Origin of the sequence: Pseudomonas sp. TMW22080 (assembly GCF_022496745.1) — a bacterium.
Lineage (GTDB): Bacteria > Pseudomonadota > Gammaproteobacteria > Pseudomonadales > Pseudomonadaceae > Aquipseudomonas > Aquipseudomonas bubulae.
Map to the genome: position 1 here is coordinate 160,528 of NZ_SCFF01000003.1, position 25,101 is coordinate 185,628.

Genomic DNA, 25,101 nt, shown 5'->3' on the forward strand with positions numbered 1-25,101 from the left:
GATGGCATCGACTCAGTTTGCCTGACAGACCGCGTTGCCTGCATCGCGAGCAAGTCCGCTCCCACCGCATTCGGGCAAGTCCCATTTATTACAGGCAAAAAAATAGGCGACCGAAGTCGCCCAAAATGCCTTGCGTGCTCATGCCATGGAAAGACCCGGCGCTATTTGCGCTTCTGCGAGTCTTTCCAGATAAAAATGCCCAGACCGGCGAAAAACAAAACCATGAGGCCGACAGTAAGTACTCCGGCGATAACCACATTATCGAGAAACATGACGGCCTCCTGCGCTCTGTTTGTGTGTCTGTTGAAGCTAGATTAACCAGACACGCAGGCGCACAACTTGACCGGGATCAATAGTGACCCACGGCCAGCCGGCAGTTGAGGGGGTTAGTTGACGCAGATCATCGAAAACGCGGCAGTTCAGCGCTTTTTCGGTTTTTTCTTCGGCTTTTTCGCCGTTTTTGCCAACGGCATTGCCTGTTCGAACGCCTTGCGCACCTCGTTCAGGCGCTTTTCATTGAGGTCATGTACCCGTTTGGCGCGCTCGGCGCCCAGGTCAACCAGCTTGGTGTCTTGGCTCATAAGCAAATCAGACCACTGTCAGTATGTTTCAGTACGCCAATAATGCGATGCACATTCGGCCCTGACCAGAAAAAACCACCTAGACCTTGATATCAACCCACACACCCTGGCGCTGCATGCCATCGGCCAAGGGTTCAACCGGCACCTCGTCAACCACCTGCGGGAGCGTACTCCCCTGCTCCCGGGATTCGCGGCGGCGCTGTTCCTGCTGACGCCGTTGCTCCTCACGCAACAATAAAGTGGCCTGGTCGGCATCGCTGTGCTTGAGGTCAATGGCACTTTCGCTGGAGCTGGCCTGGGCCGGCACCACAGGCGGAATGTCCGGGCGCGGGCGAACCGGATCCTGCCCGGAGGTAACCGGTACTGCGCCAAGGGGCAAAATGGACGGCAGCATGGTGATTGTTCTCCTGTCTTCTGGCTATTTGCGCGAACCGGCAATCGTGAACCATTGGTCGATAACCGGGCTGACACCCTGGCAAACCGGACAGCTTTTTTTGAGAGTCCTTTGGACTGAGGCCCTTGATCCGTTAATATACTCGGCTTTTTCAAAGCGGGAGTCAGGCAGCATGGCGCAGCAGTATCAACCGGGGCAACGCTGGATTAGTGACAGCGAAGCAGAGCTAGGTTTGGGCACCGTTCTGGCACAGGACGGTCGCTTGCTGACCGTGCTCTATCCGGCCACTGGCGAAACCCGCCAATATTCGCTGCGCAACGCACCGCTCACGCGCGTACGGTTCTCGCCGGGTGACACCATCATCCACTTCGAAGGCTGGAAGATGACCGTGCGCGAAGTTGAGGACGTTGACGGCCTGATGGTCTACCACGGCCTCAACGAGCGAAACGAAGCCGTCACCCTGCCAGAGACCCAACTGTCGAACTTTATCCAGTTCCGTCTGGCCAGTGACCGTCTGTTTGCCGGGCAAATCGACCCGCTGTCCTGGTTCTCCCTGCGCTACCACACCCTCGAACACACCAGCCGCCAGCTGCAATCGCCGCTGTGGGGCCTGGGTGGCGTACGTGCGCAACCTATTGCGCACCAACTGCATATCGCCCGCGAAGTCGCTGACCGCATCGCCCCTCGGGTTTTGCTGGCCGACGAAGTGGGCCTGGGCAAAACCATCGAAGCCGGTCTGGTGATCCACCGCCAGCTGCTCAGTGGCCGCGCCAACCGTGTATTGATCGTAGTCCCGGAAAACCTGCAGCACCAATGGCTGGTCGAGATGCGTCGACGCTTCAATCTTGAAGTGGCGTTGTTCGACGAAGAGCGCTTTATCGAAAGCGACGCCAGCAACCCGTTCGAAGACTGCCAGCTGGCCCTGGTTGCCCTGGAATGGCTGGTGGACGATCCCAAGGCCCAGGCAGCGCTGTTTGATGCCGACTGGGACCTGCTGGTAGTCGACGAAGCTCACCACCTGGTGTGGCACGAAGACAACGTCAGCCCCGAGTACGGCCTGGTTGAACAACTCGCCGGCGTGATCCCGGGCGTGCTGCTGCTCACTGCAACCCCGGAACAACTGGGCCAGGACAGCCACTTTGCGCGCTTGCGCCTGCTGGACCCGAACCGCTTCCACGACCTGGCCGCCTTCCGCGCCGAAAGCGAAAACTACCGCCCGGTGGCTCAGGCCGTACAGGAACTGCTGGATAAAGGCAGCCTGTCCCCTGAAGCCCATAAAACCATCCACGGTTTCCTCGGCGCCGAAGGCGATACCCTGCTGGCCGCCGTCAATGCTGGCGATGCCGAGGCCAGCGCCCGCCTGGTGCGCGAACTGCTTGACCGCCACGGCACCGGCCGCGTGCTGTTCCGTAATACCCGCGCCGCGATCCAGGGCTTCCCGGAGCGCAAACTGCATGCCTACCCGCTGCCGTGCCCGGCCGAATACCTTGAGCTGCCGTTGGGCGAACACGCCGAGCTGTACCCTGAAGTCAGCTTCCAGGCCCAGCCGGACGCCAGCGATGAAGAGCGTTGGTGGAACTTCGACCCGCGGGTCGAATGGCTGATCGACACCCTGAAAATGCTCAAGCGCACCAAGGTGCTGGTGATCTGCGCCCACGCCGAAACCGCGATGGATCTGGAAGACGCCCTGCGCGTGCGTTCCGGTATTCCTGCAACGGTCTTCCACGAAGGCATGAACATTCTTGAGCGTGACCGCGCTGCGGCCTACTTCGCTGACGAAGAGTTCGGCGCTCAGGTGTTGATCTGTTCCGAAATCGGCAGTGAAGGCCGTAACTTCCAGTTTGCCCACCACCTGGTGCTGTTCGACCTGCCGGCCCACCCGGATTTGCTGGAGCAGCGGATCGGCCGTCTGGACCGGATCGGCCAGAAGCACGTGATCGAACTGCACGTACCGTACCTTGAGACCAGCCCGCAACAGCGCCTGTTCCAGTGGTACCACGAAGCGCTGAACGCTTTCCTCAACACCTGCCCGACCGGTAACGCCCTGCAACACCAGTTCGGTCCTCGTTTGCTGCCATTGCTGGAAGCTGCGGACGACCAAGAGTGGCAAGCACTGATCGACGAAGCCCGGGTTGAACGTGAGCGTCTGGAGCAAGAGCTGCACACCGGCCGCGACCGTTTGCTGGAGCTTAACTCCGGTGGTTCGGGTGAAGGTGAAGCACTGGTTGAGGCGATCCTTGAGCAAGACGATCAGTTCACCCTGCCGATCTACATGGAAACCCTGTTCAACGCCTTTGGCATCGACAGCGAAGACCACTCGGAAAACGCGCTGATCCTCAAGCCCAGCGAAAAAATGCTCGACGCCAGCTTCCCCCTGGGTGACGACGAAGGCGTGACCATCACCTACGATCGCGAGCAGGCCCTGTCGCGCGAAGACATGCAGTTCATCACCTGGGAGCACCCGATGGTGCAAGGCGGCATGGACCTGGTGCTGTCGGGTTCGATGGGCAACACCGCCGTCGCCCTGATCAAGAACAAGGCCCTCAAGCCCGGTACCGTCCTGCTCGAGCTGATTTACGTCAGTGAAGTGGTTGCTCCGCGCTCCCTGCAACTGGGCCGCTACCTGCCGCCGGCCGCCCTGCGCTGCCTGCTCGATGCCAATGGCAACGACCTGTCGTCGCGCGTGGCCTTTGACACCTTGAACGAACAGCTGGAAAGCGTTCCCCGCGCCAGCGCCAACAAGTTCGTTCAGGCCCAGCGCGACCAACTGACGCCTAAAATCAACGCAGGCGAAGCCAAAATCGCGCCACGTCATGTGGAACGCGTGGCCGAAGCCCAGCGCCGTCTGGCAGCCGACACGGAAGAAGAACTGGCCCGCCTGACTGCCCTGCAGGCTGTCAACCCGAGCGTGCGCGAGAGCGAACTGATTACCCTGCGCAAGCAGCGCGAACAAAGCCTGGCCATGCTTGAGAAAGCCGCCCTGCGCCTTGAAGCCATTCGGGTTCTGGTAGCGGGTTAAAACCCATGAGCTGTGGGAGCGGGCTTGCTCGCGATAGGATCAATGAGGTGAAACTGAATCACCGCGTTAATCCTATCGCGAGCAAGCCCGCTCCCACATTTCTGACAGTCCCGATCTAACGTAACTAACTATAAACCCCCGCCCTAATAACAAAATGATAACCATCATTTTGCCATCACCCCTGTCACAGCCAATCCAGCTTCTATACTCGATCTCAAGCTAGCACCCAACGACTAGCGCATCTGGATCGCCGAGGCGTGCAATGGAAAGTCCGGGGTTGCAACTTTTGGCCGAATCCGCAGAAAACGGGCAACTGCTGTTGATCGGCGGCTATAACCCCTATCTGCTGTTTCTCGCTTGGCTCGTTGCCTGTACTGCCTGCGTGGCCACGCTGAATCTGCTCGACCGCGCAGCCAATGCCGAAAAAACTGCGGCAAGAACCATTTGGCGATGGATAGCTGTCGCTTGCCTGACCATCGGCATCTGGGCGATGCACAGCATCTGCATCCTGGCCTTTGACTCCCCGCTCGAAGCTCGCTACGGCGTTGTTATCGCGCTTGGCTCATTGCTGATTGCCCTGATTATTGTGCAAACCCTCGACAACACTACAGCCTGGCGCCCAAACAGCCGCCTGCTCCATCAGTTATTCAAATATGCCCTGTGCATGCTTGCTGCTGGCGGCCTGCTCAGCACTCACTTGCTCATTGGCAATACACTGGCTGGCAATTCGGATGCAGGCAGCAATAACTGGCAGCCGGCCCTTGTGCTGGCCGTGATCACCCTGTTGCTGATTGGCAGTTGCATCAGCGCCACGATTGTCGACAAGAAACTGCAACTCAAGGAGCACGACCTGCGCCGCGTCAATGCCCTGCTCAGCCAGCTCGACCAGGCGCGCGCATCCTTGCAGCAAGTGGCCCACTACGACCCGCTGACCAATCTGATCAACCGTCGCGGCTTCAATCAGCTGTTTGCTGAAAAACTCATCGACTGCGCCACCAGGAACACCAGGCTTGCGGTAATGTTTCTCGACATTGACCACTTCAAACGCATCAACGACAGCCTGGGTCACGATGCCGGGGACGAATTGCTCAAGACAATCGCCACCCGCATCAAGCTCGCTACCCGCAGCCACGATGACGTTGTTGCACGCTTTGGCGGAGACGAGTTCTGCATCCTGTTCAGCCTGAGCCAGCGCGATGAAGCCCAAGGCATGGCCCAGCGCATCATGCTCAAGCTCAAAGAGCCCATTGAGCTGTCAGGTCGCCAAATGGTCATGACCACCAGCATTGGCATCAGTGTGTACCCGGATGATGGCACCACCAGTGCCGAACTGCTCAAGCATGCCGACCTGGCGCTCTACCAGTCCAAGGGCAGCGGGCGTAACAACCTCAATTTTTTCAGCCCGAGCCTGAAAACCCGAGCCTCGCTGGAGCTGCAAATCGAAGAGGAACTGCGCAACGCGCTTAACGAGGACAAGGGGCTGTCCCTGCATTACCAGCCCATCTTCGACCTCAAGAGTGGCCGGGTCGCCAAACTGGAGGCGCTGATACGCTGGCAGCATCCCGAACACGGGCTGCTCGGCCCTGATCGTTTTATCAGCATCGCCGAGGCCAACGGGCTGATCGCCAGGCTCGACCATTGGGTGTTGCGCAAAGCCTGTCATGATCTCGCCGCCCTCTCCCGCCTGGGCTGGCAGCACCTGGGCATAGCCGTTAACTGTTCGGCGCTGAATCTGGTACGGGTTGAGTTGGCCGACGAAATCGAAAACGCCCTGCGCACATCAGGCGTTGCTGCACACCGGCTGGAGCTGGAAGTCACAGAAAACGCCCTGATGTGCAACCTGAGCAGCACCTCGCAACTGTTACGACAGATCCGTGCGCTGGGTGTATCCCTGTCCATTGACGATTTCGGTACCGGGTATTCGTCCCTGGCCTACCTAAAGCGTCTGCCGCTTAACACCCTGAAAATTGATCGCACTTTTATTCAAGACATCCCGGCCTCCAGCCAGGACATGGAGATCGTTCAGGCCATTATCCTCATGGCCCATACCCTGCACCTGCAAGTAGTCACCGAGGGGGTTGAAACCATCCAACAGTTCGAATTTCTCAACCAGTTCGGCTGCGACTTTATCCAGGGCTATCTGCTCAGCCGGCCTGTGCCCTTTGAGGCGCTGCCAGAGATTCTTCAACAACTCGACAAGCGCCCTGCGCCCGCTCCCGATCACGCCACCTTCGTACTTACCAACCAATAGCGGTACAGCCAGATCCCAGGCACAAAAAAACGCCACAGTGGCGACTGTGGCGTTTCTCTACGGCATATTGCCACTACGTGAAGACGGGTTACTGAGCTACACACTCCGGGCTCTTCACAGCGGTGCAAATAAATGCGCCGGCTTGGTGCGCAGGTTTAATTTTGCGCCCTTTCCTGGACCATCACCCAAGGTGAAACCACCACTGCCCATAGCTGAGGGTCGCGCTCAAGAACGTCTAGCGCCTGCGCCTCAGTCATCCTGCCAAGCAGCCCGGATGCCATCCAGGCCGCGACTTTCTCTGCATCATCCTGAGTCACGGCCTGCGCCGCCTCGATCAAGTCCAGAGCGGGTTCGACCCACAGCAAATCCCCTTTGGCGAAGAAGGGTTGCAACGCTTTCCATTCAATTGTTGAGGTCTCGCCAAGCAGCTTGGCATAGAGGGTGCTAGGTTCTTGATTCATGGGTTTCACCGGGGAAAAAAATCGGCGTCATGATAACGCCGCATACCCGGTAGAAAAACCCGGCTTTACAGGTAATAAAACGTGGCAAGAGCTGAGGGCCAAGGTCAAACCGGTTGATATGGCAACATTCAGATAACTATCAACCGATGAATCCGCCGCCATTTTGTCTTTTTCTTACGTTTAAGCGACATTCTCTGTTTTTTCCCTCGCCAGCACGCTATTCAAGCGCTGAAGCGGCGCTCTACACTGTACCGGTACAGTTGCAAGGGGAATTGACCGGGAATTTCGCTACAAGAAGACCCGGTCCGGCTGCCTTGGCTTCCAGGACTATAAAAATTACAACAGAAGAGTGGAGCACCAATAAAGATGGCTACGAAGCAGATTACTAAACTGTTTGCCGCTATGGTTTTGGCCGGGTTCGCCAGCCATTCATTTGCCGCAGACACCATCAAGATCGGTATTGCCGGCCCTAAAACCGGGCCTCTGACTCAGTACGGCGACATGCAGTTTGCTGGCGCAAAAATGGCCATCGAACAAATCAACGCCAAGGGCGGCGTTGATGGCAAAAAACTAGAAGCGGTTGACTACGATGACGCCTGCGACCCGAAACAAGCGGTTGCCGTTGCCAACAAAGTGGTCAATGACGGTATCAAGTACGTAGTCGGTCACCTGTGCTCCAGCTCCACCCAGCCTGCTTCGGACATTTACGAAGACGAAGGCATCATCATGATTACCCCGGCCGCCACCGGCCCGGAAATCACCGCTCGTGGCTACAAGATGATCTTCCGCACCATCGGTCTGGACAGCGCCCAGGGCCCTGCCGCCGGTAACTACATCGCGGATCACGTCAAGCCCAAGGTCGTTGCGGTATTGCACGACAAACAACAATACGGTGAAGGCATCGCCAGCGCCGTTAAAAAGACCCTCGAAGACAAAGGCATCAAGGTTGCTGTCTTTGAAGGCGTCAACGCCGGTGAAAAAGACTATTCCTCGGTCATCGCCAAGCTCAAGCAAGCCAACGTCGACTTCGTCTACTACGGCGGCTACCACCCTGAGTTGGGTCTGATCCTGCGCCAGGCCAAAGAAAAAGGCCTGAACGCCAAGTTCATGGGCCCTGAAGGTGTGGGCAACGAGTCCATCTCGCAAATCGCCCAGGGCGCTTCCGAAGGCCTGCTGGTCACCCTGCCAAAAGCGTTCGACGCCGATCCGGAAAACAAGGCACTGGTTGATGCTTTCGCTGCCAAGAAGCAGGACCCAACCGGCCCATTCGTGTTCCCGGCCTACGCCGCAGTTGAAGTGATTGCCGGCGGTATCGAGCAGGCGAAAAGCGAAGACCCGGCCAAAGTCGCTGAAGCCATCCACAAAGGTACGTTCAAAACGCCTACCGGTAACCTGAAGTTTGACGCCAAGGGTGACGTGGAAGACTTCAAGTTCGTGGTCTACGAATGGCACTTCGGCAAGCCAAAAACTGAAGTAAGCCCTCAGTAAGGGTCGGTTCCTGACCTGAAAACCAAGCCCACTGCTCAAGCGGTGGGTTTTGTTTTACAGGCCCGCGGTTCATGGAAATGGGGCCGCGCTTTCGTGATCCGAAAGCCTGCCCACCTGAAAATCTTTAAAACCGTCACCAGCGGTTCGCTGGCAGAAGACCTGTGCTCCAAGTGGGTGAAAACCCATACGGCCCGGGCCGGAAAATGACTCCACCAGTGAAATGCGTCTCAGGTTTTTAGGAGCTTTGTAATGCCTGACATCTATCACTTCTTCCAAATGCTGGTTAACGGCCTCAACGTTGGCAGCACCTATGCCCTGATCGCCATCGGCTATACGATGGTTTACGGCATTATTGGAATGATCAACTTCGCCCATGGCGAGGTGTACATGATTGGTTCCTATATTGCGTTTATCGCCATCGCCGGCCTGACCATGATGGGTCTGGACAGCGTACCGCTACTGCTGACTGCCGCGTTTATCGCCAGCATCGTGGTCACCAGCGCCTACGGCTACAGCATTGAACGGGTTGCCTACCGTCCATTGCGTGGCAGTAACCGCCTGATCCCGCTGATTTCGGCCATCGGCATGTCGATCTTCCTGCAAAACACCGTGCTACTGGCACAAGACTCCAAAGACAAATCGATCCCCAACCTGATCCCCGGCGGCTTCACCTTTGGCCCTGGAGGTGCCAGCGAAGTTATCGTCTCCTACATGCAGATCGTGGTTTTCGTTGTCACTTTCCTCGCCATGCTCGGCCTGACCCTGTTTATCTCACGCTCCCGCATGGGTCGTGCCTGCCGCGCCTGCGCCGAAGACATGAAGATGGCCAACCTGTTGGGTATCAACACCAACAACGTTATTGCGCTGACCTTCGTGATCGGTGCTGCCCTGGCCGCTGTTGCTGCGGTGCTGATCAGCGTGCAATACGGCGTGATCAACCCCAACGCGGGTTTCCTGGTAGGTCTCAAAGCCTTTACCGCAGCGGTACTGGGTGGCATTGGCAGCATTCCTGGCGCGATGCTCGGTGGCCTGGTGCTGGGTGTGGCTGAAGCCTTCGGTGCCGATATTTTCGGCGACCAGTACAAAGACGTTGTGGCTTTTGGCTTGCTGGTACTGGTGCTGCTGTTCCGTCCGACCGGCATTCTGGGGCGTCCGGAGATTGAAAAAGTATGACTAGGAATCTTAAGTCGGCGCTCTTCAGCGCCCTGTTGGTCTGGGCCGTCGCCTACCCGGTACTCGGCCTGAAACTGACTATCGTCGGGATCAACATCGAAGTTCACAACACCAGCACCTTTACCCTGAGCGTGATCGCGATCTGCTCCTTGCTGATGTTTGTGCGCGTGTTGTTCAACCAGCAACTGACCACAGCCTGGAGAAACTCCCCCAGCCTGCCGAAAGTGCCCACCAAGGCCACCAACTTCCTGACCCTGCCCAGCACTCAACGCTGGATCATTCTCGGTCTGGTCGTTGTGGCATTGATCTGGCCGTTCTACGGTTCTCGTGGTGCAGTGGATATCGCCACACTGATCCTGATCTATGTGATGCTCGGCCTGGGCCTGAACATCGTGGTAGGCCTGGCTGGCCTGCTTGACCTCGGTTATGTCGGCTTTTATGCCGTAGGCGCCTATACCTATGCCCTGCTCGCGCATTACTTCGGGCTGAGCTTCTGGATCTGCCTGCCTTTGGCCGGATTGATGGCGGCTACCTTTGGCTTCCTGCTGGGTTTCCCGGTGTTGCGCTTGCGCGGAGACTATCTGGCCATCGTGACGCTGGGCTTCGGTGAAATCATCCGCCTGTTCCTGCGTAACCTGACGGACATCACCGGCGGGCCAAACGGTATCAGCAACATCCCGAAACCAACGTTGTTCGGCCTGAGCTTCGACAGAACCGCCGCCGAGGGCATGCAAACCTTTCACGAGTACTTCGGCATCGCCTACAACTCGATCAACAAGGTAATTTTCCTCTACCTGATCGCGCTGGTGCTGGTACTGCTGGTGTTGTTCGTCATTAACCGCCTGCTGCGCATGCCGATCGGCCGCGCTTGGGAAGCACTGCGTGAAGACGAAATCGCCTGCCGTGCACTGGGCCTGAATCCGACCGTGATCAAGCTGTCGGCCTTCACCCTGGGCGCTACCTTTGCGGGTTTTGCTGGCAGTTTCTTTGCCGCACGTCAGGGCCTGGTAACGCCTGAGTCGTTCACCTTCCTTGAGTCGGCGATCATCCTGGCCATCGTGGTACTGGGCGGCATGGGCTCGCAACTGGGGGTCATCCTGGCCGCCGTGGTCATGATCCTGCTGCCCGAAATGATGCGTGAATTCAGCGAATACCGCATGTTGCTGTTCGGAGCCCTGATGGTGCTGATGATGATCTGGCGTCCACAAGGTCTGCTGCCTATGCAACGTCCTCACCTGGAGCTGCGAAAATGAGCCGCGAGTTACTGAAAGTCAGCGGCCTGAGCATGCGCTTTGGCGGCCTGTTGGCGGTAAACGGCGTAGCCTTGACCGTCAAGGAAAAACAGGTGGTGTCGATGATCGGCCCTAACGGTGCCGGCAAGACCACCGTATTCAACTGCCTGACCGGTTTTTACAAACCGTCTGCGGGCAGCATCGTCCTCGATGGCGAGTCGATCGAAGGCCTGCCGGGTCATGAGATCGCGCGCAAAGGCGTGGTCCGCACTTTCCAGAACGTGCGCCTGTTCAAGGACATGACCGCGGTTGAGAACCTGCTGATTGCCCAGCATCGCCACCTCAACACCAACTTCCTGTCGGGCCTGTTCAAGACCCCGTCATTTCGCAAAAGCGAACGTGATGCCATGGACTACGCCGCGTACTGGCTCGACAAGGTCAACCTGACCGAGTTCGCCAACCGCCCGGCGGGCACCCTGGCCTACGGGCAGCAGCGACGCCTGGAAATCGCCCGTTGCATGATGACGCGCCCGCGCATCCTGATGCTCGACGAACCGGCTGCAGGTCTGAACCCCAAGGAAACCGAAGACCTCAAGGCGCTGATCAGCGTATTGCGCAATGAGCACAACGCCACCGTGCTGTTGATCGAGCACGACATGAAACTGGTCATGAGCATTTCCGACCATATCGTGGTGATCAACCAGGGCACGCCTTTGGCTGACGGGACGCCGGAACAGATCCGCGACAACCCTGAAGTGATCAAAGCCTATTTGGGGGAAGCGTAAAATGCTGCAATTCGAAAACGTTTCGACCTTTTACGGCAAGATCCAGGCCCTGCACAGCGTCAATGTAGAGGTGCGCCAGGGTGAGATTGTGACCCTGATCGGCGCCAACGGTGCCGGCAAGTCGACCCTGATGATGACCCTGTGCGGCTCGCCTCAGGCTCATAGCGGCAGCATTCGCTACCTGGGTGAAGAACTGGTGGGGTTGAGCTCGGCCCAGATCATGCGCAAAAGCATCGCCGTTGTACCTGAAGGGCGTCGGGTATTTGCTCGTTTGACCGTGGAAGAAAACCTGGCCATGGGCGGGTTCTTTACCGAAAAACGGGAATACGAGGAGCAAATGGACAAGGTTCTGCACCTGTTCCCGCGCTTGAAGGAACGCTTTACCCAACGCGGTGGCACCATGTCCGGTGGCGAACAGCAAATGCTTGCCATTGGCCGTGCGTTGATGAGCAAACCCAAGCTGTTGTTGCTTGATGAGCCATCACTGGGGTTGGCACCGATCATCATTCAGCAGATTTTCGATATCATCGAACAGCTGCGCAATGAGGGTGTAACGGTGTTTCTGGTGGAGCAGAACGCCAACCAGGCACTGAAAATTGCTGACCGTGCCTATGTGCTGGAAAACGGCCGGGTGGTGATGCAAGGCACTGGCGAGCAATTGCTCAACGATCCGAAAGTGCGTGACGCCTACCTGGGCGGCTAAACCTGCCTGCGACACACAACGGCCCTTCGGGGCCGTTTCTTGTTAAACGACGCATAAGCTGTCGAAACTCTGTTGTATATCTAGCCCTATTGTGGGAGCGAGCCTGCTCGCGAAGGTCGTTCGCGAGCAGGCTCGTTCCCACAGGTTTACGTTTTTCCTGTAGCCGCTGACGAGGAGCAAAGGCTGCGATCGGCTACATAAAAATAATTCAGATCAGTTGTAACAACGCCCCCCCTTGCCTCTCTAGTTGGGTAACCCGGCAGCAATCGCTACCGGAATTTCTGGAGAGTCACCATGAAAAACCAAACCACCCGCACCTTGTCTGCCGCAGCCCTGGCTCTTGCTCTGGGGTCGGCTCTGAGTATTGCCGCCCTGCCCGCTCAGGCTGCCGACGACATGGAGAAGTGCTTCGGGGTTGCCATGAAAGGGCATAACGATTGCGCCGCCGGCGCTGGCACTACCTGTGCTGGCTCCGCCAAAACCGATCATCAGGCCAATGCCTGGAAACTCGTCCCAAAAGGGACCTGCGAAAAAACCGCCAGCAACACCTCACCAACCGGCTTTGGCCAACTGGCTGCCTACAAAGGCAAGTCCTGATCCGCGCCGCCGAGTGTTGATAATGCACAGCCCGCTTGCTTCGCTTATCGCGCCTCGTGCGCCCCGGCTCCCGCCTCGTGCGGGGCTGGGGCTCAAGGCCGAGCACTTTGTGGATGTACTTGCGAGCCGCCCAGACATCGGGTTCTTTGAAGTGCATGCCGAGAACTTCATGGTAGCTGGCGGCCCTTTCCACCATTACCTGGGCTTGATCCGCGAACATTACCCGCTGTCAATTCATGGCGTTGGCCTGTCGATTGGCGGCGAAAGCCCGCTCAATACCGAACACTTGCGCCGCCTGAGCCTATTGCTCGAGCGTTACCAGCCGCAGATGTTTTCCGAACATCTGGCATGGTCCTCCCACGGGCCATTATTCCTCAATGATCTGCTGCCTTTGCGCTATGACACCGCCACGCTGCACCGGGTATGCGCGCATATGGACCAGGCACAGGATGTGTTGAAGCGCCAGATACTGCTGGAAAACCCCGCGACCTATATCGAGTTCGACGAGGCCCAATTCGACGAAGCCGGTTTTATTCAGGAAGTCATAAGCCGTACCGGCTGTGGCCTTTTGCTGGATGTAAACAATGTGTATGTGTCATGCATCAACCACGCCCGCGATCCTGTTGTCTATCTCGATGCCTTGCCCCTTCAGGCCGTAGGTGAGGTTCATCTGGCGGGTTTTGCTGAAGAAGCAGACAGCCTGGGTCAACGCTTGCTGATCGATAACCACGGCGCACCTGTCGATCAAGCGGTATGGGCGCTGTACCAGCAAGTACTGGACCGAATTGGCCCGATGGCCACCCTGATCGAACGCGACAATCATCTGCCCCCTCTCACCGAACTGCTTCAGGAAGCCCGCTTAGCTGACCGCTACCTGTTCAGCGCACAGGTGCAGCCATGAAACTACAAGAAACATTCAGTGCAGCATTGCTCAATCCACACACGCCCGCCCCCACAGGCATTGCCTGCTACAACGGCGACATTGACCGCCGTTTCGCGGTATATCGTAACAATGTGCAAAGCGGACTGATCAACGCGCTGGCCACCAGCTATCCCGTTGTTGCGCAATTGGTGGGTGAGGCCTTTTTTCAGGCCATGGCGCAGATATTTATTCAAAAACACCCACCCGACAGCCCGGTCATGAGCGCCTATGGCAGCCAGTTCGCCGGTTTTATCAATGCCTTTGCACCCGCCAGAAGCGTGCCCTACCTGGCGGACGTGGCTCGCCTTGAGCGTTTGTGTGTGCAGGCCTTTCACGCCGCAGACGTGTGCGCCGTAAACCCCGGGCTGCTGGCTCAGGCGCTCAACAGCCCCGAGGGGCTGCCCCATTTACACCTGCAACTGCACCCCGGTGTCGCATCGCTGCATTCACCCTACGCCATCGCGTCCTTGTGGGCGGCGCACCAACGCCAGGGACAGATACAGGGACTGGACACGCGCCAACCACAAAGCGTCCTGGTAATACGCAATGAATTGCGCGTGGAGGTATTCACGGTCAGCTCAGGGTGCGCAGTATTTGTGCACTTGCTCAAAGCGGGGAATGCCCTGGGGTTGGCCGCGGCCCATGCCCTGGAAGCCGACCCAGACTTTAACCTGGGCCAGGCCCTGGCACTGTTGATTAGCAATAACACCATCACCGGCTTACAACCCGCCCTCGAGGCCTCGCCATGAATACTCAAACAATAAGCCCCGGCCTGCTACAGCGCTGGATCGGAGGCGCAATCGGGCTGTTGCACTGCATACCCGACACACTGATCGCCTTTGTCGCACGCTTTTCCATTGCGGCGGTGTTCTGGAAATCAGGCCAGACCAAGGTTGAAGGTTTGGCAATCGATCTGGTTGAAGGCACCTTTCAACTCGGTATGCCGCATCTGTCTGACTCTGCGCTGTACTTGTTCAGTACGGAATACAAAGTCCCGCTACTCTCCCCCGAGGTGGCTGCTCACGCTGCCGCCTTCAGCGAGCATGTTTTCCCGGTGCTGATCCTGCTGGGCTTGGCCACCCGGTTCTCGGCGCTGGCACTGCTGGCCATGAGCATGACCATCCAGCTGTTCGTATACCCTGATGCCTACCCGACTCACGGCACCTGGATCGCGGTCTTGTTGTACTTGATGGCCAAGGGCCCGGGTGCGCTGTCGATTGATCATCTGATTGCACAGCGTTTTCGTTAAAGCAGGTCAATGGCCTCACCATTACTCTGGAACCAGCCCACCAGGAAATCCGCCAATACCTGAGTACGCCTGGGCAAACCGCCTTGATAAGGGTGAACCAGATACATGGGGTTGCTGCGCGTTTGATAGTCACGCAACAAGCCACGCAGGCGCCCATCAGCCAACTCGCAGCCAAGCATGTACGAGGGCAAGCGGGCGATGCCGGCACCGATCACGGCCGCTTTTTTCAGCAGACTGTAGTGATTGCTGGCAAACGACCCCGAGACCCGCACTCGTTGCAGTTCATGCTGGCGGTGGTAGTGCCACTCCTCACGACCGCTGTAGTGGCTGTTAAGCAGACAGCGGTGCTCGACCAGTTCTTGCGGCGTAACCGGCTCGCCGTATTGCTCAAGATAGGCAGGGCTGGCGCAGGTGATCTCGTGCCAGTTAAGCACCTGCTTGGCCACCAGCCGTTCATGGCTGGCAACCTGCGAGCGTATCGCCAGATCAAACCCTTCCCGCACCATATCGCGATAGCTGTTGTTGAGCTCCAGCTCGATCTGCACCTGCGGGTATTCGCGGGAAAACTCCAGCAACAGCGAATCAAAGAAGGTCTCGCCCAGGGATACGGGCACGGTCATGCGTACCGGGCCTGCAACATCATCCTTTAGCCGGGCAAGTGCCTGACGTGCCCGCTCCACTTGCACCACCAGCGCCTGGGCTTGTGGCAGTAGTGCCGCGCCAGCCGCCGTAAGGCTCAAGCGCCGGGTGGTGCGATGCAGCAACACCACCGAAAACTGCGCCTCAAGCTGGCTGATACGCTTGGACAACTGCCCCTTGCTGCAGCCCAGTTGCTGGGCGGCCAAGGTAAAACTGCCAGCGTCGATCAAGACCGCGAACGCAGCCAGATCATCCATTTCACTCATGGATTGTTTCCATATGAAAACCAAAGGTTACCTATTAGTGCGCTTATCCCACTTAAAAAGCACCACTAGACTGAGCACTCACGTCATCCACAAAGGCACACAACATGAAAATCCTTTTGATCGGCGCTCACGGCACCATCGGTTCTGCCATTCGCCGCGAGTTGTCACCGCGCCATGAGATCGTAGAAATTGGTCGAAAAAGCGGGGATTATCAGGTCGATATCAGCGACAGTGAATCAATCCGCCAACTCTTCGCGCAAACCGGGCGCTTCGATGCGCTGATCTGTGCCGCCGGTAACGTCACGTTCGCCGCACTGGCTGACATGAGCGAAAGCGACTTCGCCCTCGGTTTGCAGGACAAGTTGATGGGCCAGGTCAATCTGCTGCTGATTGGCCGCGAGTTTGCCAACGACGGGGCCTCGTTCACCTTCACCAGCGGCGTTATCAACCGCGAGCCGATCCGTACCGGCAGTTCGGCGGCGCTGGTCAACGCGGCACTTGACGGTTTTGTAAAAGCAGCCGCCATTGAGTTGCCACGGGGCCTGCGGGTCAACTCGGTGAGCCCTACGGTCCTGGAAGAAGCGATGGACAAATACGCCCCGTACTTTCGCGGCTTCAAGCCTGTATCGGGCGCCGATGTGGCCCTGGCTTACGCCAAAAGCGTGGAAGGCTTGCAAACCGGGCAGACATTCACCGTAGGTTGAATCACTTGTGATGCATCGCGAGGCTGAGTAACGTGGCGACACCCTTCAGGAGTGCCCATGATGCGTTTTGCCCGTTCCTTAGCTTTGTTCGCCTTGCTGCCCGTGTTTGCCGGTTGCCAGATGTTCAGCAGCAAACCTGCCGACACCACCGCAGGTCAAACCCGCCTGCAGGGCGAGCTGGTATCGGCCAATGGTCAATTGGTGTTTCAACCCTGCGTCGGCCAACAGCGCTATGTAGTTCGTGACAGCGCCGACACCACGCTGGTGCAGGACGCGACCTACATGCCCAATAAACCGGGCAAGTTGTTCGCCGATATCCGCGGCCGTTTTAGCGCCAGCACAACAGCCGGTACAGACGGTGAAGTCGAGCTGCAGCAACTCTACCGCCTGGAGCGCAGCAACAGCGCCTGCCAGGATCCCAACTTCAAGCAGGTGACCGTGCACGCCAACGGCAATGGCCCGGCCTGGGAAGTGCAAGCCGGGGGCAAGGGCATGGTGCTCAAGCGCGAAGGCCAGCCCGACCTGGCGCTGCCCTACGTTGAAGAACAGGTCGGCGATGGCCGCTTCTCCCTGTCCACCGAGGCCAACAATCAGCGCATCGAGCTGTGGGTGGCCCCACAACGCTGCACCGACAGTGCCAATGGCAGCGTGCAACATCTGAGCGCCGAGCTACGGATCAACGGTCAGGTCCAGCGCGGCTGCGGCTATTTTGGTGGCGCCCGTAACGACTAACCGATAACTGTTGCCGCATATTGCCCCGAAGCAGCTTACAATTAGCGGTTCTGCCAGGGTTTACCTGGCCCCCGATACTGGACACTGTCAATGTTACGAATCACCGAACTCAAGCTGCCGATCGACCATCCCGATGAAGACCTGCGCCCTGCCATCCTGCAGCGCCTGGGCATCGAAAGTGATGACCTGGTCGATTTCACCTTGTTCAAGCGCAGCTACGATGCGCGTAAAAAATCGTCCGAACTGTGCTTCATCTACACCATCGATGTGAGTGTGCGCGATGAAGCGCCGCTGCTGCTCAAGTTCGCCGACGATCGTAACGTCAATCCAGCGCCGGACGTCAGTTACAAGGTCGTCGGCCAGGCACCCCAGGACTTGACCGAGCGTCCGATTGTGGTCGGCTTCGGCCCCTGCGGTATTTTCGCCGGGCTGCTGCTGGCACAAATGGGTTTCAAGCCGATCATTCTTGAACGTGGTACCGAAGTGCGCCAGCGCACCAAGGACACCTGGGGCCTGTGGCGTAAAAACGTACTCAACCCCGAGTCCAATGTGCAGTTTGGCGAAGGCGGTGCCGGTACGTTCTCGGACGGCAAGCTCTACAGCCAGATCAAGGACCCGAAACACCACGGCCGCAAGGTGCTGCACGAGTTCGTCAAGGCCGGCGCGCCGGACGAGATCCTCTATGTCAGCAAGCCGCATATCGGTACGTTCCGCCTGACCGGTGTGGTCGAAAATATGCGCCAGCAGATCATCGCGCTGGGCGGCGAAGTGCGTTTTCAACAACGCGTGACTGATGTGCTGATCGACAACGGTCAACTGACCGGTGTGATCCTGGCAGATGGCGAGCAACTGAATGCTCGCCACGTGATCATGGCGCTGGGCCATAGCGCCCGGGACACCTTCCGCATGCTCCACGATCGTGGCGTGTATATGGAAGCCAAGCCGTTCTCGGTAGGTTTCCGTATCGAGCACCCGCAGTCGCTGATCGACAGTGCGCGCCTGGGCAAGTATGCCGGCCACCCGAAGCTGGGCGCTGCCGATTACAAACTGGTGCACCACGCCAAAAACGGTCGCTCGGTGTACAGCTTCTGCATGTGCCCGGGTGGCACCGTGGTTGCGGCAACCAGCGAACCGGGCCGTGTTGTGACCAACGGCATGAGCCAGTATTCGCGTAACGAACGCAATGCCAACTCGGGCATCGTGGTCGGCATTACGCCTGAAGACTACCCGGGTGGTCCGTTGGCCGGCATCGAGCTGCAAGAACGTCTCGAATCCCACGCCTATGTGCTGGGCGGCAGCAACTACGAAGCTCCGGCGCAACTGGTGGGTGACTTTATTGCGGGCAAACCGTCCACGGCCCTGGGCAGCGTCGAGCCATCCTATAAGCCGGGTGTGTCTTTGGGTGACTTGGCCCTGGCCCTGCCGGACTTCGCCATTGAAGCCATCCGTGAAGCACTGCCGGCGTTCGAGAAGCAGATCAAGGGCTTCTCGATGCATGATGCCATTCTCACCGGCATCGAAACCCGTACCTCGTCGCCGCTGCGCATGACCCGTGATGCGTCGATGCAGAGCCTTAACGTCAAGGGCTTGTTCCCGGCAGGCGAAGGCGCTGGCTACGCTGGCGGGATTCTGTCGGCAGGTGTCGACGGTATCCGTATTGCCGAAGCTGTAGCGCGCGACATTCTGGGTATCGAAGCCTAGGTTTTGACTCGGTAGGGGCTGCAGCCCTGACATGTAGGAGCGGGCTTGCTCGCGATGCATTCACCACGGTTTGCCAGGCAGACCGTAGCGCCTGTATCGCGAGCAAGCCCGCTCCCACACAGCCACCGCCTTCTCCTTCTTCGGGCGGGATCCTTGCTGAAAAACCAGCAAAGCTGGTCTATTTCCTACAGCCTTCACAGGCACAAATCAGACTCAATTTGACACACAACTGCTAGGCTCTTGAGCGGTGTGTGAGCACGCCGTTGCTTATAACAAAAAAGAATATAGTTTTTGTTTTAACCACTAACCCCACAGGTTAGGGTGTCGCACCTTATTACCTAATTGATGGAGAGCGACCTTGCCTCTGCGTAGCACTTTCACTCGGTTCTTTCAGTTGGAAGCTGCCAGCGGTCTGCTGTTGATTGCCGCGGCCGCTCTGGCTCTGATCGTCAATAACTCACCGCTTTCCCATTACTACACGGCCTTCCTGGACGTGCCGGTAGCGGTGCAAATCGGCGCCCTGCAAATTGCCAAACCGTCGCTGCTGTGGATCAACGATGGCCTGATGGCCTTGTTTTTTCTGCTGATCGGCCTTGAGGTCAAACGCGAACTGCTTGAAGGCCAGCTGTCCAAACCCTCACAGGTGGTGCTGCCCGGCGCGGCGGCAATCGGCGGCATGGTGGTACCGGCGCTGATCTACTGGTTCATCAACAAGGATTACCCGGACGCTCTCGGCGGCTGGGCCATCCCCATGGCCACCGACATCGCCTTTGCCCTCGGCGTGCTGGCCCTGCTCGGCAAGCGTGTACCGGTGTCGCTAAAGCTGTTCCTGATGACCCTGGCGATCATCGATGACCTGGGGGCAATCATCGTGATTGCGGTGTTCTACTCCAGCGAGCTGTCGGGTGTGTCCCTGCTGCTGGCTGCGGCATGCCTGATCGCGCTGATTGCCATGAACCGCATGGGAGTGATCAAGGTCGCACCTTATATGATCGTCGGCCTGATCCTCTGGGTGTGCGTACTCAAAAGCGGTGTGCATGCCACATTGGCAGGTGTAACGCTGGCGTTCTGCATTCCGCTGCGCACCAAAAACTCAGAAACTTCACCGCTGATGAGCATCGAGCATGCCCTGCATCCCTGGGTGGCTTACGCGATTCTGCCGTTGTTTGCCTTCGCCAATGCGGGTGTATCACTGGCGGGTGTCAGCCTGCACAGTTTTGTCAGCCATGTGCCTATGGGCATTGCCGCAGGCTTGCTGATTGGCAAAACCCTTGGCGTGTTCGGCCTGACCTGGATCGCCATCAAGACCGGCATGGCCGCGCTGCCAGCAGGCGCCAACTGGGGCCAGGTGTTTGGCGTGGCCATCCTGTGCGGCATCGGCTTCACCATGAGTCTGTTTGTGGGCTCACTGGCGTTCGTTGCAGGCAGCGATTATGTAGGCATGGACCGTATGGGCATCCTTACCGGCTCGATCCTCGCAGCACTGATCGGCTATGGTGTTACGCTGTTCTTTAGCCGTAAACAGCCGGTGGCGTAACCCTGATGTTGCTCACTCAGGCGGGCTCTCACAGAGACACAGCCCGCCTGAGTGAACAACCAAAAGAGAGAAACGTGGTCGATAAAATGCAGATTGTGCAATACGCCGGCATCACCGTGATGTTCCCGGCAGCGCTGGTGATTGCTGCCTGGTTATGGCTGGGCGCATCCAGAAAAATCGCTTTGCTGTGGTTGGGTGTGCTGGTGACTGCCTACCTGGTGGTGGGCGTCAGCAAGATCCTGTTCAAGGGCTGGGGCGTTGGCCTGCATGACCTGGGCATTGCCGTATTCAGCGGCCACGCCATGAATGCTTGCCTGGTCTTCACCGTGTTGCTCAACCTGCTGTGCCAACAGCTTGATCAGCGCTTGCGCTGGCCTGCACTCGGGGTCGGGTTGCTGGCGACCTGGTGGTTCGCCATCAATTACGTCGCCCTCACCATCCACCCTTTGCCGGAAGCCATCGCCGGAGCGCTGATAGGCTCGGTCGCCGCCTGCGTATTTGTGTTCAGCCTCAGGCAGTACAACGTCAGTCACGTCCCTCGACCTGCCCTGACACTGGGGCTGGCGGTGGTGATGGCCTTCAGCTGTATGCCCAAGTACACGGCAGAACGCTTGCTGGACCATATCGCCATAACCCTGTCTGGGGCCGAGCAGGCATTCAAGCACTCGTCCTGAGCTGCTTTACAGCCATAAAAAACCCCGGCCAGTTCGCACTGGCCGGGGTTTTGTTTTTACGCTGTCGCCTGTTTTACTGGGTAACGCGGCTGGTACCGTCAACGGTCATGATGCGCACGCGCTCACCGGTACGGAATACCTGGTTAGGCTCAACCTGCTGAACGTAAGCACGGGTGCTGCCGTCGTCTTCACGCACGGTGATTTCCACACCCTGGGTCTTGGTCAGGCCCGACTCGGCTGCCGAGCCCAGCAAACCACCGGCCACGGCGCCGATCACTGCGGTGACGATGCTGCCACGACCGCCACCGATGGCGCTGCCGCCTACACCACCCACGATAGCGCCAGTCGCAGCGCCGATCGGGGTCTTGGTGCCTTCAATTTGCACAGGACGCAGGGCAACGATGGTGCCCATACGAACGGTCTGTACACGTCGGGCTTCGTCGCGCGAGTAGGTGTCGCCGGTCAAGCTCGATGTGCAGCCGCCCAACAAAACAGTCATGGTAGAGAATGCTGCAACCAACAGAACGGACTTACGCATGGGATCAACTCCAAAATAACAGGGATTCATTAAACTCCGCAGCCGGTAACCTGTCACGGCACAGGGCGGATAAAAGGGCTTTATTCAGCGTCTGTACAGTAACAATAGCGCTGTTTGCCCACACAAGACTTCGCAAAGAGTAGCGCGAAATAGCCGGTTTGCATTGCGCGCCTTGCTGTAGAGGGTGCCTTCAGGGTGCCAGGCGCTCACGCACCCAGTCTGCCCCCTCACGCCGATAGTTGAGGCGATCGTGCAGGCGACTCGGGCGCCCCTGCCAGAACTCGATGCGCTCGGGCAGCAAGCGATAACCGCCCCAGTGCTCGGGGCAATGGGGCTGGCTGTCACTGAAGCGCGCCTCGGTGGCTTTGAGCAGCTCGACCAGTTCATCGCGATCAGCAATCACCTGGCTTTGCGGCGAGGCCCAGGCCCCGATCCGGCTGCCCAGGGGGCGAACCTGATAGTAGGCATCGGACTCTTGCGCAGTGACCTTGACCACCTGACCCTCGATGCGTACCTGACGCTCAAGGGTTGGCCAGAAAAAGGTCATGGCCGCGAACGGGCGCTCGGCCAACTGCTGGCCCTTGGCACTGGTGTAGTTGGTGAAAAAGGTAAAACCCTGTTCATCCAGCCCCTTGAGCAACAACACCCGACAATGCGGCCGCCCGCGGGCGTCCACCGTGGCCAGGGTCATGGCATTGGCCTCGACCGGTGGCTGCTCGGTTTTCACCGCATCGCCGAACCACTGATGAAACAGCGCGAAAGGCTCGGCCGGGGCCTGAGCCTCGGCCAGCCCGTCACGGGTGTAGTCACGTCGCATATCCGCCAGTGCTTGAGTCATGCCCCCATCCTTCCTTGAATCAGTCAGTTCTTGGCCTGATCGTTGGCGGCAACTTTCTTGTCCGCAACAGCTTTGGCTTTAGCGACAACCGGCTTTTTGGCTGGCGCTGGCTTGGCCGCTTTTTTGGCCGGTGCAGACTTCTTGGCTACGACGCCTTTCTTGGCCGGTGCTGCATTCTTTTTGGCCACAGAAGGAGCAACAGCTGGCTGCACCGCAACCAGCTCGGCCGGGGTGAGGACTGGCTGGCTGTATTTGCTGACCAGGGCAACCATGGTGGCTTGCGGGGTCATCAGGATTTCAACCCGACGGTTCAGGGCGCGTCCTTCGTTGCTGTCGTTGGCTGCGCGAGGCATCACCGAACCCATGCCACGCAAGGTCAGGCGGTTACCTTGCAAACCGCTCATACGGAAGATCGCTGCCACCGATTTGGCACGGTCCAGGCTCAGACGGGTATTGGCCGCCATTGCGCCCGAAGAGTCGGCATGCCCCAGCACCAGCACGGCGGTTTTTGGGTCGCCTTCAACCACTTTGGCCACTCGGGTAAACGGGCCAAGCATGGACGGCATCAGCAAGTCCGGGCGGGTGGCCTTGAACGAACTGTCAGCTGAAGCCACGATAATCAGCAGATTCTCGCGACGCTCCAGTTGCAGGTTGGTGTCCTTGATTGCAGTACGCAGACGAGGCTCATATTCGTCCAGCCAGGCCTGGGTAATTTTCGGATCCGGCATCGGGATCACGCCAACCGGCGAAGTTTTGGCGTCTTTGGCATCGCTATCAAACGGCCACCACCAGTTTTTCGAAGAGGCTGCTGCAGAGGCAGGCGCGGCGGTGACGGCTACTTTTTTGTCCTTTTCAACCGGGGTGTCTTTTTTCGCCGAGTCAGAGCCAAAAGGCCACCAGCTGGAACCGCTGTCTTTGGCTGCGACCGCTGGGGCGGTGGCAGTTTTGGTTACCGGTGGCGTTGTTTTGCTGTCTGCTGGCTTGGCCGCAACAGTTGCAGTTTTATCCGCAGGAGTCGACGCCTGGTCGGACGAGCCCAACTGCCACCATTTGTGGCCACCTTCGGCGTCATTCTGTGGAGTTTGTGCGCAACCGGTAATAGCCAGGCAAAGAGCCAGAGCGAGGGTCTTATTAGATGACATTGAATATCCACACAATGAATTAAGAATTAAAGAGGCACTAAGCCCACTATAAAAAACGTATTGAAAACAGAAAAGCTAACGAGTTCCGACCTGTGGCCTACAAATCCTGCTTACAGGCACTCAGCCAGTACTCTAACCAGTTTTTGCGCCCTGGGATCCATCAATATATTGGGCCCAAGGGTATTGGTCACAAATCCAAAGGCCACCTCACGATCCGGGTCGGCAAAGCCGGTCGACCCCCCAGCCCCGGGATGACCGAAAGCTTTTGGCCCAAGGCCAAACGTCGCGTTGGGCACGGTTGGCTGATCCAGCATGCACCCCAGCCCAAATCGGGTTTGCGTGCGCAAGGTTTTATCCTCGCCGACGCTGTGCTCGCGGGTCAGTTGCTCCAGCATTTCGGCTTCAAGCAGGCTGCCGTCCAGCAAACCGCTATAAAAACCGGCCAGGCTACGGGCATTACCATGCCCATTGGCCGCTGGCTGCTCCATTCGGCGCCATTCGGGTTTGTTGGTACTTGTCATAATAGACGGTGGATTGGTGAATGCCCGCGTACTCATGGATGAAGGCTCATTCATCATGGCCTTCAACAGGCGCTGCGCAGCCGCATCCCCCATATTGCCCTTGCTGCGGGCAACATGAGCCACCCGGTAAAACTCTTCGTCACCCAGCCCGACATGGAAGTCCAGCCCCAGCGGCCTGGCCGTCCGCGCCATGATTGACTGGCCCGCACTGCGGCCATCGGCGCGGCGAATCAGCTCGCCCACCAGCCAGCCATAGGTGATCGCGGCATAGCCGTGCCCTTCGCCCGGCGTCCACCAGGGGGTTTCGGCGGCCAGTGCATCGACCATGGTTTGCCATTCATACAGCGCCTCGGCCGGCATCAATTCGCGCAAGGCCGGCAAACCCGCGCGATGGCTCAGGAGCTGACGCAACGTGATGGACTCTTTGCCGGCAGCAGCGAACTCGGGCCAATAGCGGGCCACTGGCACATCCAGCTCCAGCTTGCCCTCTTCGACCAGTTGCAACGCCGTGACAGCGGTAAAAGGTTTAGTGCACGAAAACAGATTGGCAATGGTGTCTGTGTGCCACGGCTGCTCGCCGTCCTTGTCAGCGGTACCTGCCCACAGGTCGAGAACGGTTTCGCCACCGATCTGGATGCACAACGCCGCGCCGCGCTCTTGCGGATCATTGAAAAGATCGGCAAACGCCTCGCGTACTGCTTCGAAGTTAAGGTCGTGAAAACCCTGAATCTGCACCCGGACCTCCTGGATCAAGCATGGCTCTACAAGGCGTGCATTGTTCCAGCACCAGTAAGATTTTGAAACAGAGCAAAGCGCTCTGAGCACACAATTTTTGTGCGCTGTTGAGTCGGCGGGCAAAGTATCAGCAAGGGCGTGTTTTTTTTGTGAAAAAAGGCAAAACACCCATGGCAAAAATCTCGTCGCAGATGACTCGCGGAGCGAGGCTGCGTCCGG

At 58.2% G+C, this 25,101-nt stretch carries 25 protein-coding genes; 16 read left to right on the forward strand and 9 right to left on the reverse strand.

Annotation, left to right across the window (positions count from 1 at the left end; translation table 11 throughout):
• Nucleotides 1-161: 161 nt before the first annotated feature.
• The 3 genes from ccoM to EQV96_RS11015 form a co-directional block, all read right to left on the reverse strand.
• Nucleotides 162-272: a cytochrome c oxidase subunit CcoM gene (gene ccoM / locus EQV96_RS23265; RefSeq protein WP_016779744.1), complete on the reverse strand. Its 111-nt coding sequence runs from the start codon at nt 270-272 to the stop codon at nt 162-164.
• 147 nt (nt 273-419) lie between these two features.
• Nucleotides 420-581, reverse strand: coding sequence for a hypothetical protein (locus EQV96_RS11010; RefSeq protein ID WP_095003000.1), 162 nt, complete (start codon nt 579-581; stop codon nt 420-422).
• 79 nt (nt 582-660) lie between these two features.
• A complete protein-coding gene (locus tag EQV96_RS11015; RefSeq protein WP_095002999.1) occupies nt 661-975 on the reverse strand; it encodes an aspartate-semialdehyde dehydrogenase in 315 nt (104 codons plus the stop codon).
• 172 nt (nt 976-1,147) lie between these two features.
• Here EQV96_RS11015 and rapA point away from each other — a divergent pair, with 172 nt between their 5' ends.
• Nucleotides 1,148-3,994 (forward strand): RNA polymerase-associated protein RapA, encoded by a 2,847-nt coding sequence (gene rapA, locus EQV96_RS11020; protein WP_240882026.1) that lies wholly within the window; start codon nt 1,148-1,150, stop codon nt 3,992-3,994.
• A gap of 262 nt (nt 3,995-4,256) precedes the next feature.
• Entirely contained in the window at nt 4,257-6,245 is a 1,989-nt protein-coding gene (locus EQV96_RS11025; RefSeq protein WP_240882027.1) for an EAL domain-containing protein, read from the forward strand.
• 155 nt (nt 6,246-6,400) lie between these two features.
• On the opposite strand, the gene EQV96_RS11030 is transcribed toward EQV96_RS11025, so the two are convergent.
• Nucleotides 6,401-6,706, reverse strand: coding sequence for a DUF2288 domain-containing protein (locus EQV96_RS11030; protein WP_095002996.1), 306 nt, complete (start codon nt 6,704-6,706; stop codon nt 6,401-6,403).
• A gap of 360 nt (nt 6,707-7,066) precedes the next feature.
• Here EQV96_RS11030 and EQV96_RS11035 point away from each other — a divergent pair, with 360 nt between their 5' ends.
• From EQV96_RS11035 to EQV96_RS11075, 9 genes are all read left to right on the forward strand, one after another.
• Nucleotides 7,067-8,194: a branched-chain amino acid ABC transporter substrate-binding protein gene (locus EQV96_RS11035; protein WP_095002995.1), complete on the forward strand. Its 1,128-nt coding sequence runs from the start codon at nt 7,067-7,069 to the stop codon at nt 8,192-8,194.
• Nucleotides 8,195-8,443: 249 nt separating this feature from the next.
• Nucleotides 8,444-9,367, forward strand: coding sequence for a high-affinity branched-chain amino acid ABC transporter permease LivH (livH, locus tag EQV96_RS11040; protein ID WP_016779736.1), 924 nt, complete (start codon nt 8,444-8,446; stop codon nt 9,365-9,367).
• Nucleotides 9,364-10,620: a high-affinity branched-chain amino acid ABC transporter permease LivM gene (locus EQV96_RS11045; RefSeq protein WP_095002994.1), complete on the forward strand. Its 1,257-nt coding sequence runs from the start codon at nt 9,364-9,366 to the stop codon at nt 10,618-10,620. The genes livH and EQV96_RS11045 overlap by 4 nt, the downstream gene beginning before the upstream one ends.
• Complete coding sequence (livG, locus tag EQV96_RS11050) at nt 10,617-11,384, forward strand: high-affinity branched-chain amino acid ABC transporter ATP-binding protein LivG (RefSeq protein ID WP_095002993.1); 768 nt, start codon at nt 10,617-10,619, stop codon at nt 11,382-11,384. Before EQV96_RS11045 ends, livG begins: the two co-directional genes overlap by 4 nt.
• Nucleotide 11,385: 1 nt before the next feature.
• Nucleotides 11,386-12,087, forward strand: a complete 702-nt coding sequence (locus EQV96_RS11055; protein WP_095002992.1) for an ABC transporter ATP-binding protein — start codon at nt 11,386-11,388, stop codon at nt 12,085-12,087.
• Nucleotides 12,088-12,381: 294 nt separating this feature from the next.
• Entirely contained in the window at nt 12,382-12,684 is a 303-nt protein-coding gene (locus EQV96_RS11060) for a DUF2282 domain-containing protein (protein WP_095002991.1), read from the forward strand.
• A 22-nt stretch (nt 12,685-12,706) separates the two neighbouring features.
• Nucleotides 12,707-13,585, forward strand: coding sequence for a DUF692 domain-containing protein (locus EQV96_RS11065; protein WP_095002990.1), 879 nt, complete (start codon nt 12,707-12,709; stop codon nt 13,583-13,585).
• On the forward strand, nt 13,582-14,355 hold the full coding sequence (locus EQV96_RS11070; protein ID WP_095025905.1) for a DNA-binding domain-containing protein: 774 nt from the start codon (nt 13,582-13,584) through the stop codon (nt 14,353-14,355). Before EQV96_RS11065 ends, EQV96_RS11070 begins: the two co-directional genes overlap by 4 nt.
• Entirely contained in the window at nt 14,352-14,855 is a 504-nt protein-coding gene (locus tag EQV96_RS11075; RefSeq protein WP_095002988.1) for a DoxX family protein, read from the forward strand. The genes EQV96_RS11070 and EQV96_RS11075 overlap by 4 nt, the downstream gene beginning before the upstream one ends.
• Here EQV96_RS11075 and EQV96_RS11080 read toward each other — a convergent pair.
• Nucleotides 14,852-15,760, reverse strand: a complete 909-nt coding sequence (locus EQV96_RS11080; RefSeq protein WP_095002987.1) for a LysR family transcriptional regulator — start codon at nt 15,758-15,760, stop codon at nt 14,852-14,854. The genes EQV96_RS11075 and EQV96_RS11080 overlap by 4 nt on opposite strands.
• 104 nt (nt 15,761-15,864) lie before the next feature.
• Here EQV96_RS11080 and EQV96_RS11085 point away from each other — a divergent pair, with 104 nt between their 5' ends.
• The 5 genes from EQV96_RS11085 to EQV96_RS11105 all read left to right on the forward strand — a co-directional run bounded on the left by EQV96_RS11085 (nt 15,865) and on the right by EQV96_RS11105 (nt 21,108).
• Entirely contained in the window at nt 15,865-16,464 is a 600-nt protein-coding gene (locus tag EQV96_RS11085; RefSeq protein ID WP_095002986.1) for a short chain dehydrogenase, read from the forward strand.
• A gap of 60 nt (nt 16,465-16,524) precedes the next feature.
• On the forward strand, nt 16,525-17,196 hold the full coding sequence (locus EQV96_RS11090; RefSeq protein WP_170943756.1) for a hypothetical protein: 672 nt from the start codon (nt 16,525-16,527) through the stop codon (nt 17,194-17,196).
• Nucleotides 17,197-17,286: 90 nt separating this feature from the next.
• A complete protein-coding gene (locus EQV96_RS11095) occupies nt 17,287-18,897 on the forward strand; it encodes an NAD(P)/FAD-dependent oxidoreductase (RefSeq protein WP_095002984.1) in 1,611 nt (536 codons plus the stop codon).
• Nucleotides 18,898-19,255: 358 nt separating this feature from the next.
• A complete protein-coding gene (nhaA, locus tag EQV96_RS11100) occupies nt 19,256-20,434 on the forward strand; it encodes a Na+/H+ antiporter NhaA (protein ID WP_095002983.1) in 1,179 nt (392 codons plus the stop codon).
• A 74-nt stretch (nt 20,435-20,508) separates the two neighbouring features.
• Nucleotides 20,509-21,108 carry a hypothetical protein gene (locus tag EQV96_RS11105; RefSeq protein ID WP_095002982.1) on the forward strand — a complete coding sequence of 200 codons (600 nt, stop codon included), beginning with the start codon at nt 20,509-20,511 and terminating at the stop codon, nt 21,106-21,108.
• A gap of 73 nt (nt 21,109-21,181) precedes the next feature.
• On the opposite strand, the gene EQV96_RS11110 is transcribed toward EQV96_RS11105, so the two are convergent.
• From EQV96_RS11110 to EQV96_RS11125, 4 genes are all read right to left on the reverse strand, one after another.
• Nucleotides 21,182-21,646, reverse strand: a complete 465-nt coding sequence (locus EQV96_RS11110) for a glycine zipper 2TM domain-containing protein (RefSeq protein ID WP_095002981.1) — start codon at nt 21,644-21,646, stop codon at nt 21,182-21,184.
• Between the two features lie 190 nt (nt 21,647-21,836).
• A complete protein-coding gene (pdxH, locus tag EQV96_RS11115) occupies nt 21,837-22,484 on the reverse strand; it encodes a pyridoxamine 5'-phosphate oxidase (protein ID WP_095002980.1) in 648 nt (215 codons plus the stop codon).
• A gap of 23 nt (nt 22,485-22,507) precedes the next feature.
• Nucleotides 22,508-23,626 (reverse strand): OmpA family protein, encoded by a 1,119-nt coding sequence (locus tag EQV96_RS11120; protein WP_095032386.1) that lies wholly within the window; start codon nt 23,624-23,626, stop codon nt 22,508-22,510.
• A gap of 110 nt (nt 23,627-23,736) precedes the next feature.
• Nucleotides 23,737-24,882, reverse strand: a complete 1,146-nt coding sequence (locus EQV96_RS11125; RefSeq protein WP_095002978.1) for a serine hydrolase domain-containing protein — start codon at nt 24,880-24,882, stop codon at nt 23,737-23,739.
• Between the last annotated feature and the right edge of the window lie 219 nt (nt 24,883-25,101).

Coding starts and splice junctions, on each gene's coding strand:
- EQV96_RS11055 (WP_095002992.1), top strand. CDS start 11,386: ATGCTGCAATTCGAAAACGTTTCGACCTTTTACGGCAAGATCCAGGCC.
- EQV96_RS11045 (WP_095002994.1), top strand. CDS start 9,364: ATGACTAGGAATCTTAAGTCGGCGCTCTTCAGCGCCCTGTTGGTCTGG.
- EQV96_RS11095 (WP_095002984.1), top strand. CDS start 17,287: ATGTTACGAATCACCGAACTCAAGCTGCCGATCGACCATCCCGATGAA.
- EQV96_RS11120 (WP_095032386.1), bottom strand. CDS start 23,626: ATGTCATCTAATAAGACCCTCGCTCTGGCTCTTTGCCTGGCTATTACC.
- EQV96_RS11015 (WP_095002999.1), bottom strand. CDS start 975: ATGCTGCCGTCCATTTTGCCCCTTGGCGCAGTACCGGTTACCTCCGGG.
- pdxH (WP_095002980.1), bottom strand. CDS start 22,484: ATGACTCAAGCACTGGCGGATATGCGACGTGACTACACCCGTGACGGG.
- rapA (WP_240882026.1), top strand. CDS start 1,148: ATGGCGCAGCAGTATCAACCGGGGCAACGCTGGATTAGTGACAGCGAA.
- EQV96_RS11110 (WP_095002981.1), bottom strand. CDS start 21,646: ATGCGTAAGTCCGTTCTGTTGGTTGCAGCATTCTCTACCATGACTGTT.
- EQV96_RS11010 (WP_095003000.1), bottom strand. CDS start 581: ATGAGCCAAGACACCAAGCTGGTTGACCTGGGCGCCGAGCGCGCCAAA.
- EQV96_RS11025 (WP_240882027.1), top strand. CDS start 4,257: ATGGAAAGTCCGGGGTTGCAACTTTTGGCCGAATCCGCAGAAAACGGG.
- EQV96_RS11030 (WP_095002996.1), bottom strand. CDS start 6,706: ATGAATCAAGAACCTAGCACCCTCTATGCCAAGCTGCTTGGCGAGACC.
- livG (WP_095002993.1), top strand. CDS start 10,617: ATGAGCCGCGAGTTACTGAAAGTCAGCGGCCTGAGCATGCGCTTTGGC.
- livH (WP_016779736.1), top strand. CDS start 8,444: ATGCCTGACATCTATCACTTCTTCCAAATGCTGGTTAACGGCCTCAAC.
- EQV96_RS11085 (WP_095002986.1), top strand. CDS start 15,865: ATGAAAATCCTTTTGATCGGCGCTCACGGCACCATCGGTTCTGCCATT.
- EQV96_RS11090 (WP_170943756.1), top strand. CDS start 16,525: ATGCGTTTTGCCCGTTCCTTAGCTTTGTTCGCCTTGCTGCCCGTGTTT.
- EQV96_RS11070 (WP_095025905.1), top strand. CDS start 13,582: ATGAAACTACAAGAAACATTCAGTGCAGCATTGCTCAATCCACACACG.
- EQV96_RS11080 (WP_095002987.1), bottom strand. CDS start 15,760: ATGAGTGAAATGGATGATCTGGCTGCGTTCGCGGTCTTGATCGACGCT.
- EQV96_RS11065 (WP_095002990.1), top strand. CDS start 12,707: ATGCACAGCCCGCTTGCTTCGCTTATCGCGCCTCGTGCGCCCCGGCTC.
- ccoM (WP_016779744.1), bottom strand. CDS start 272: ATGTTTCTCGATAATGTGGTTATCGCCGGAGTACTTACTGTCGGCCTC.
- EQV96_RS11075 (WP_095002988.1), top strand. CDS start 14,352: ATGAATACTCAAACAATAAGCCCCGGCCTGCTACAGCGCTGGATCGGA.
- EQV96_RS11060 (WP_095002991.1), top strand. CDS start 12,382: ATGAAAAACCAAACCACCCGCACCTTGTCTGCCGCAGCCCTGGCTCTT.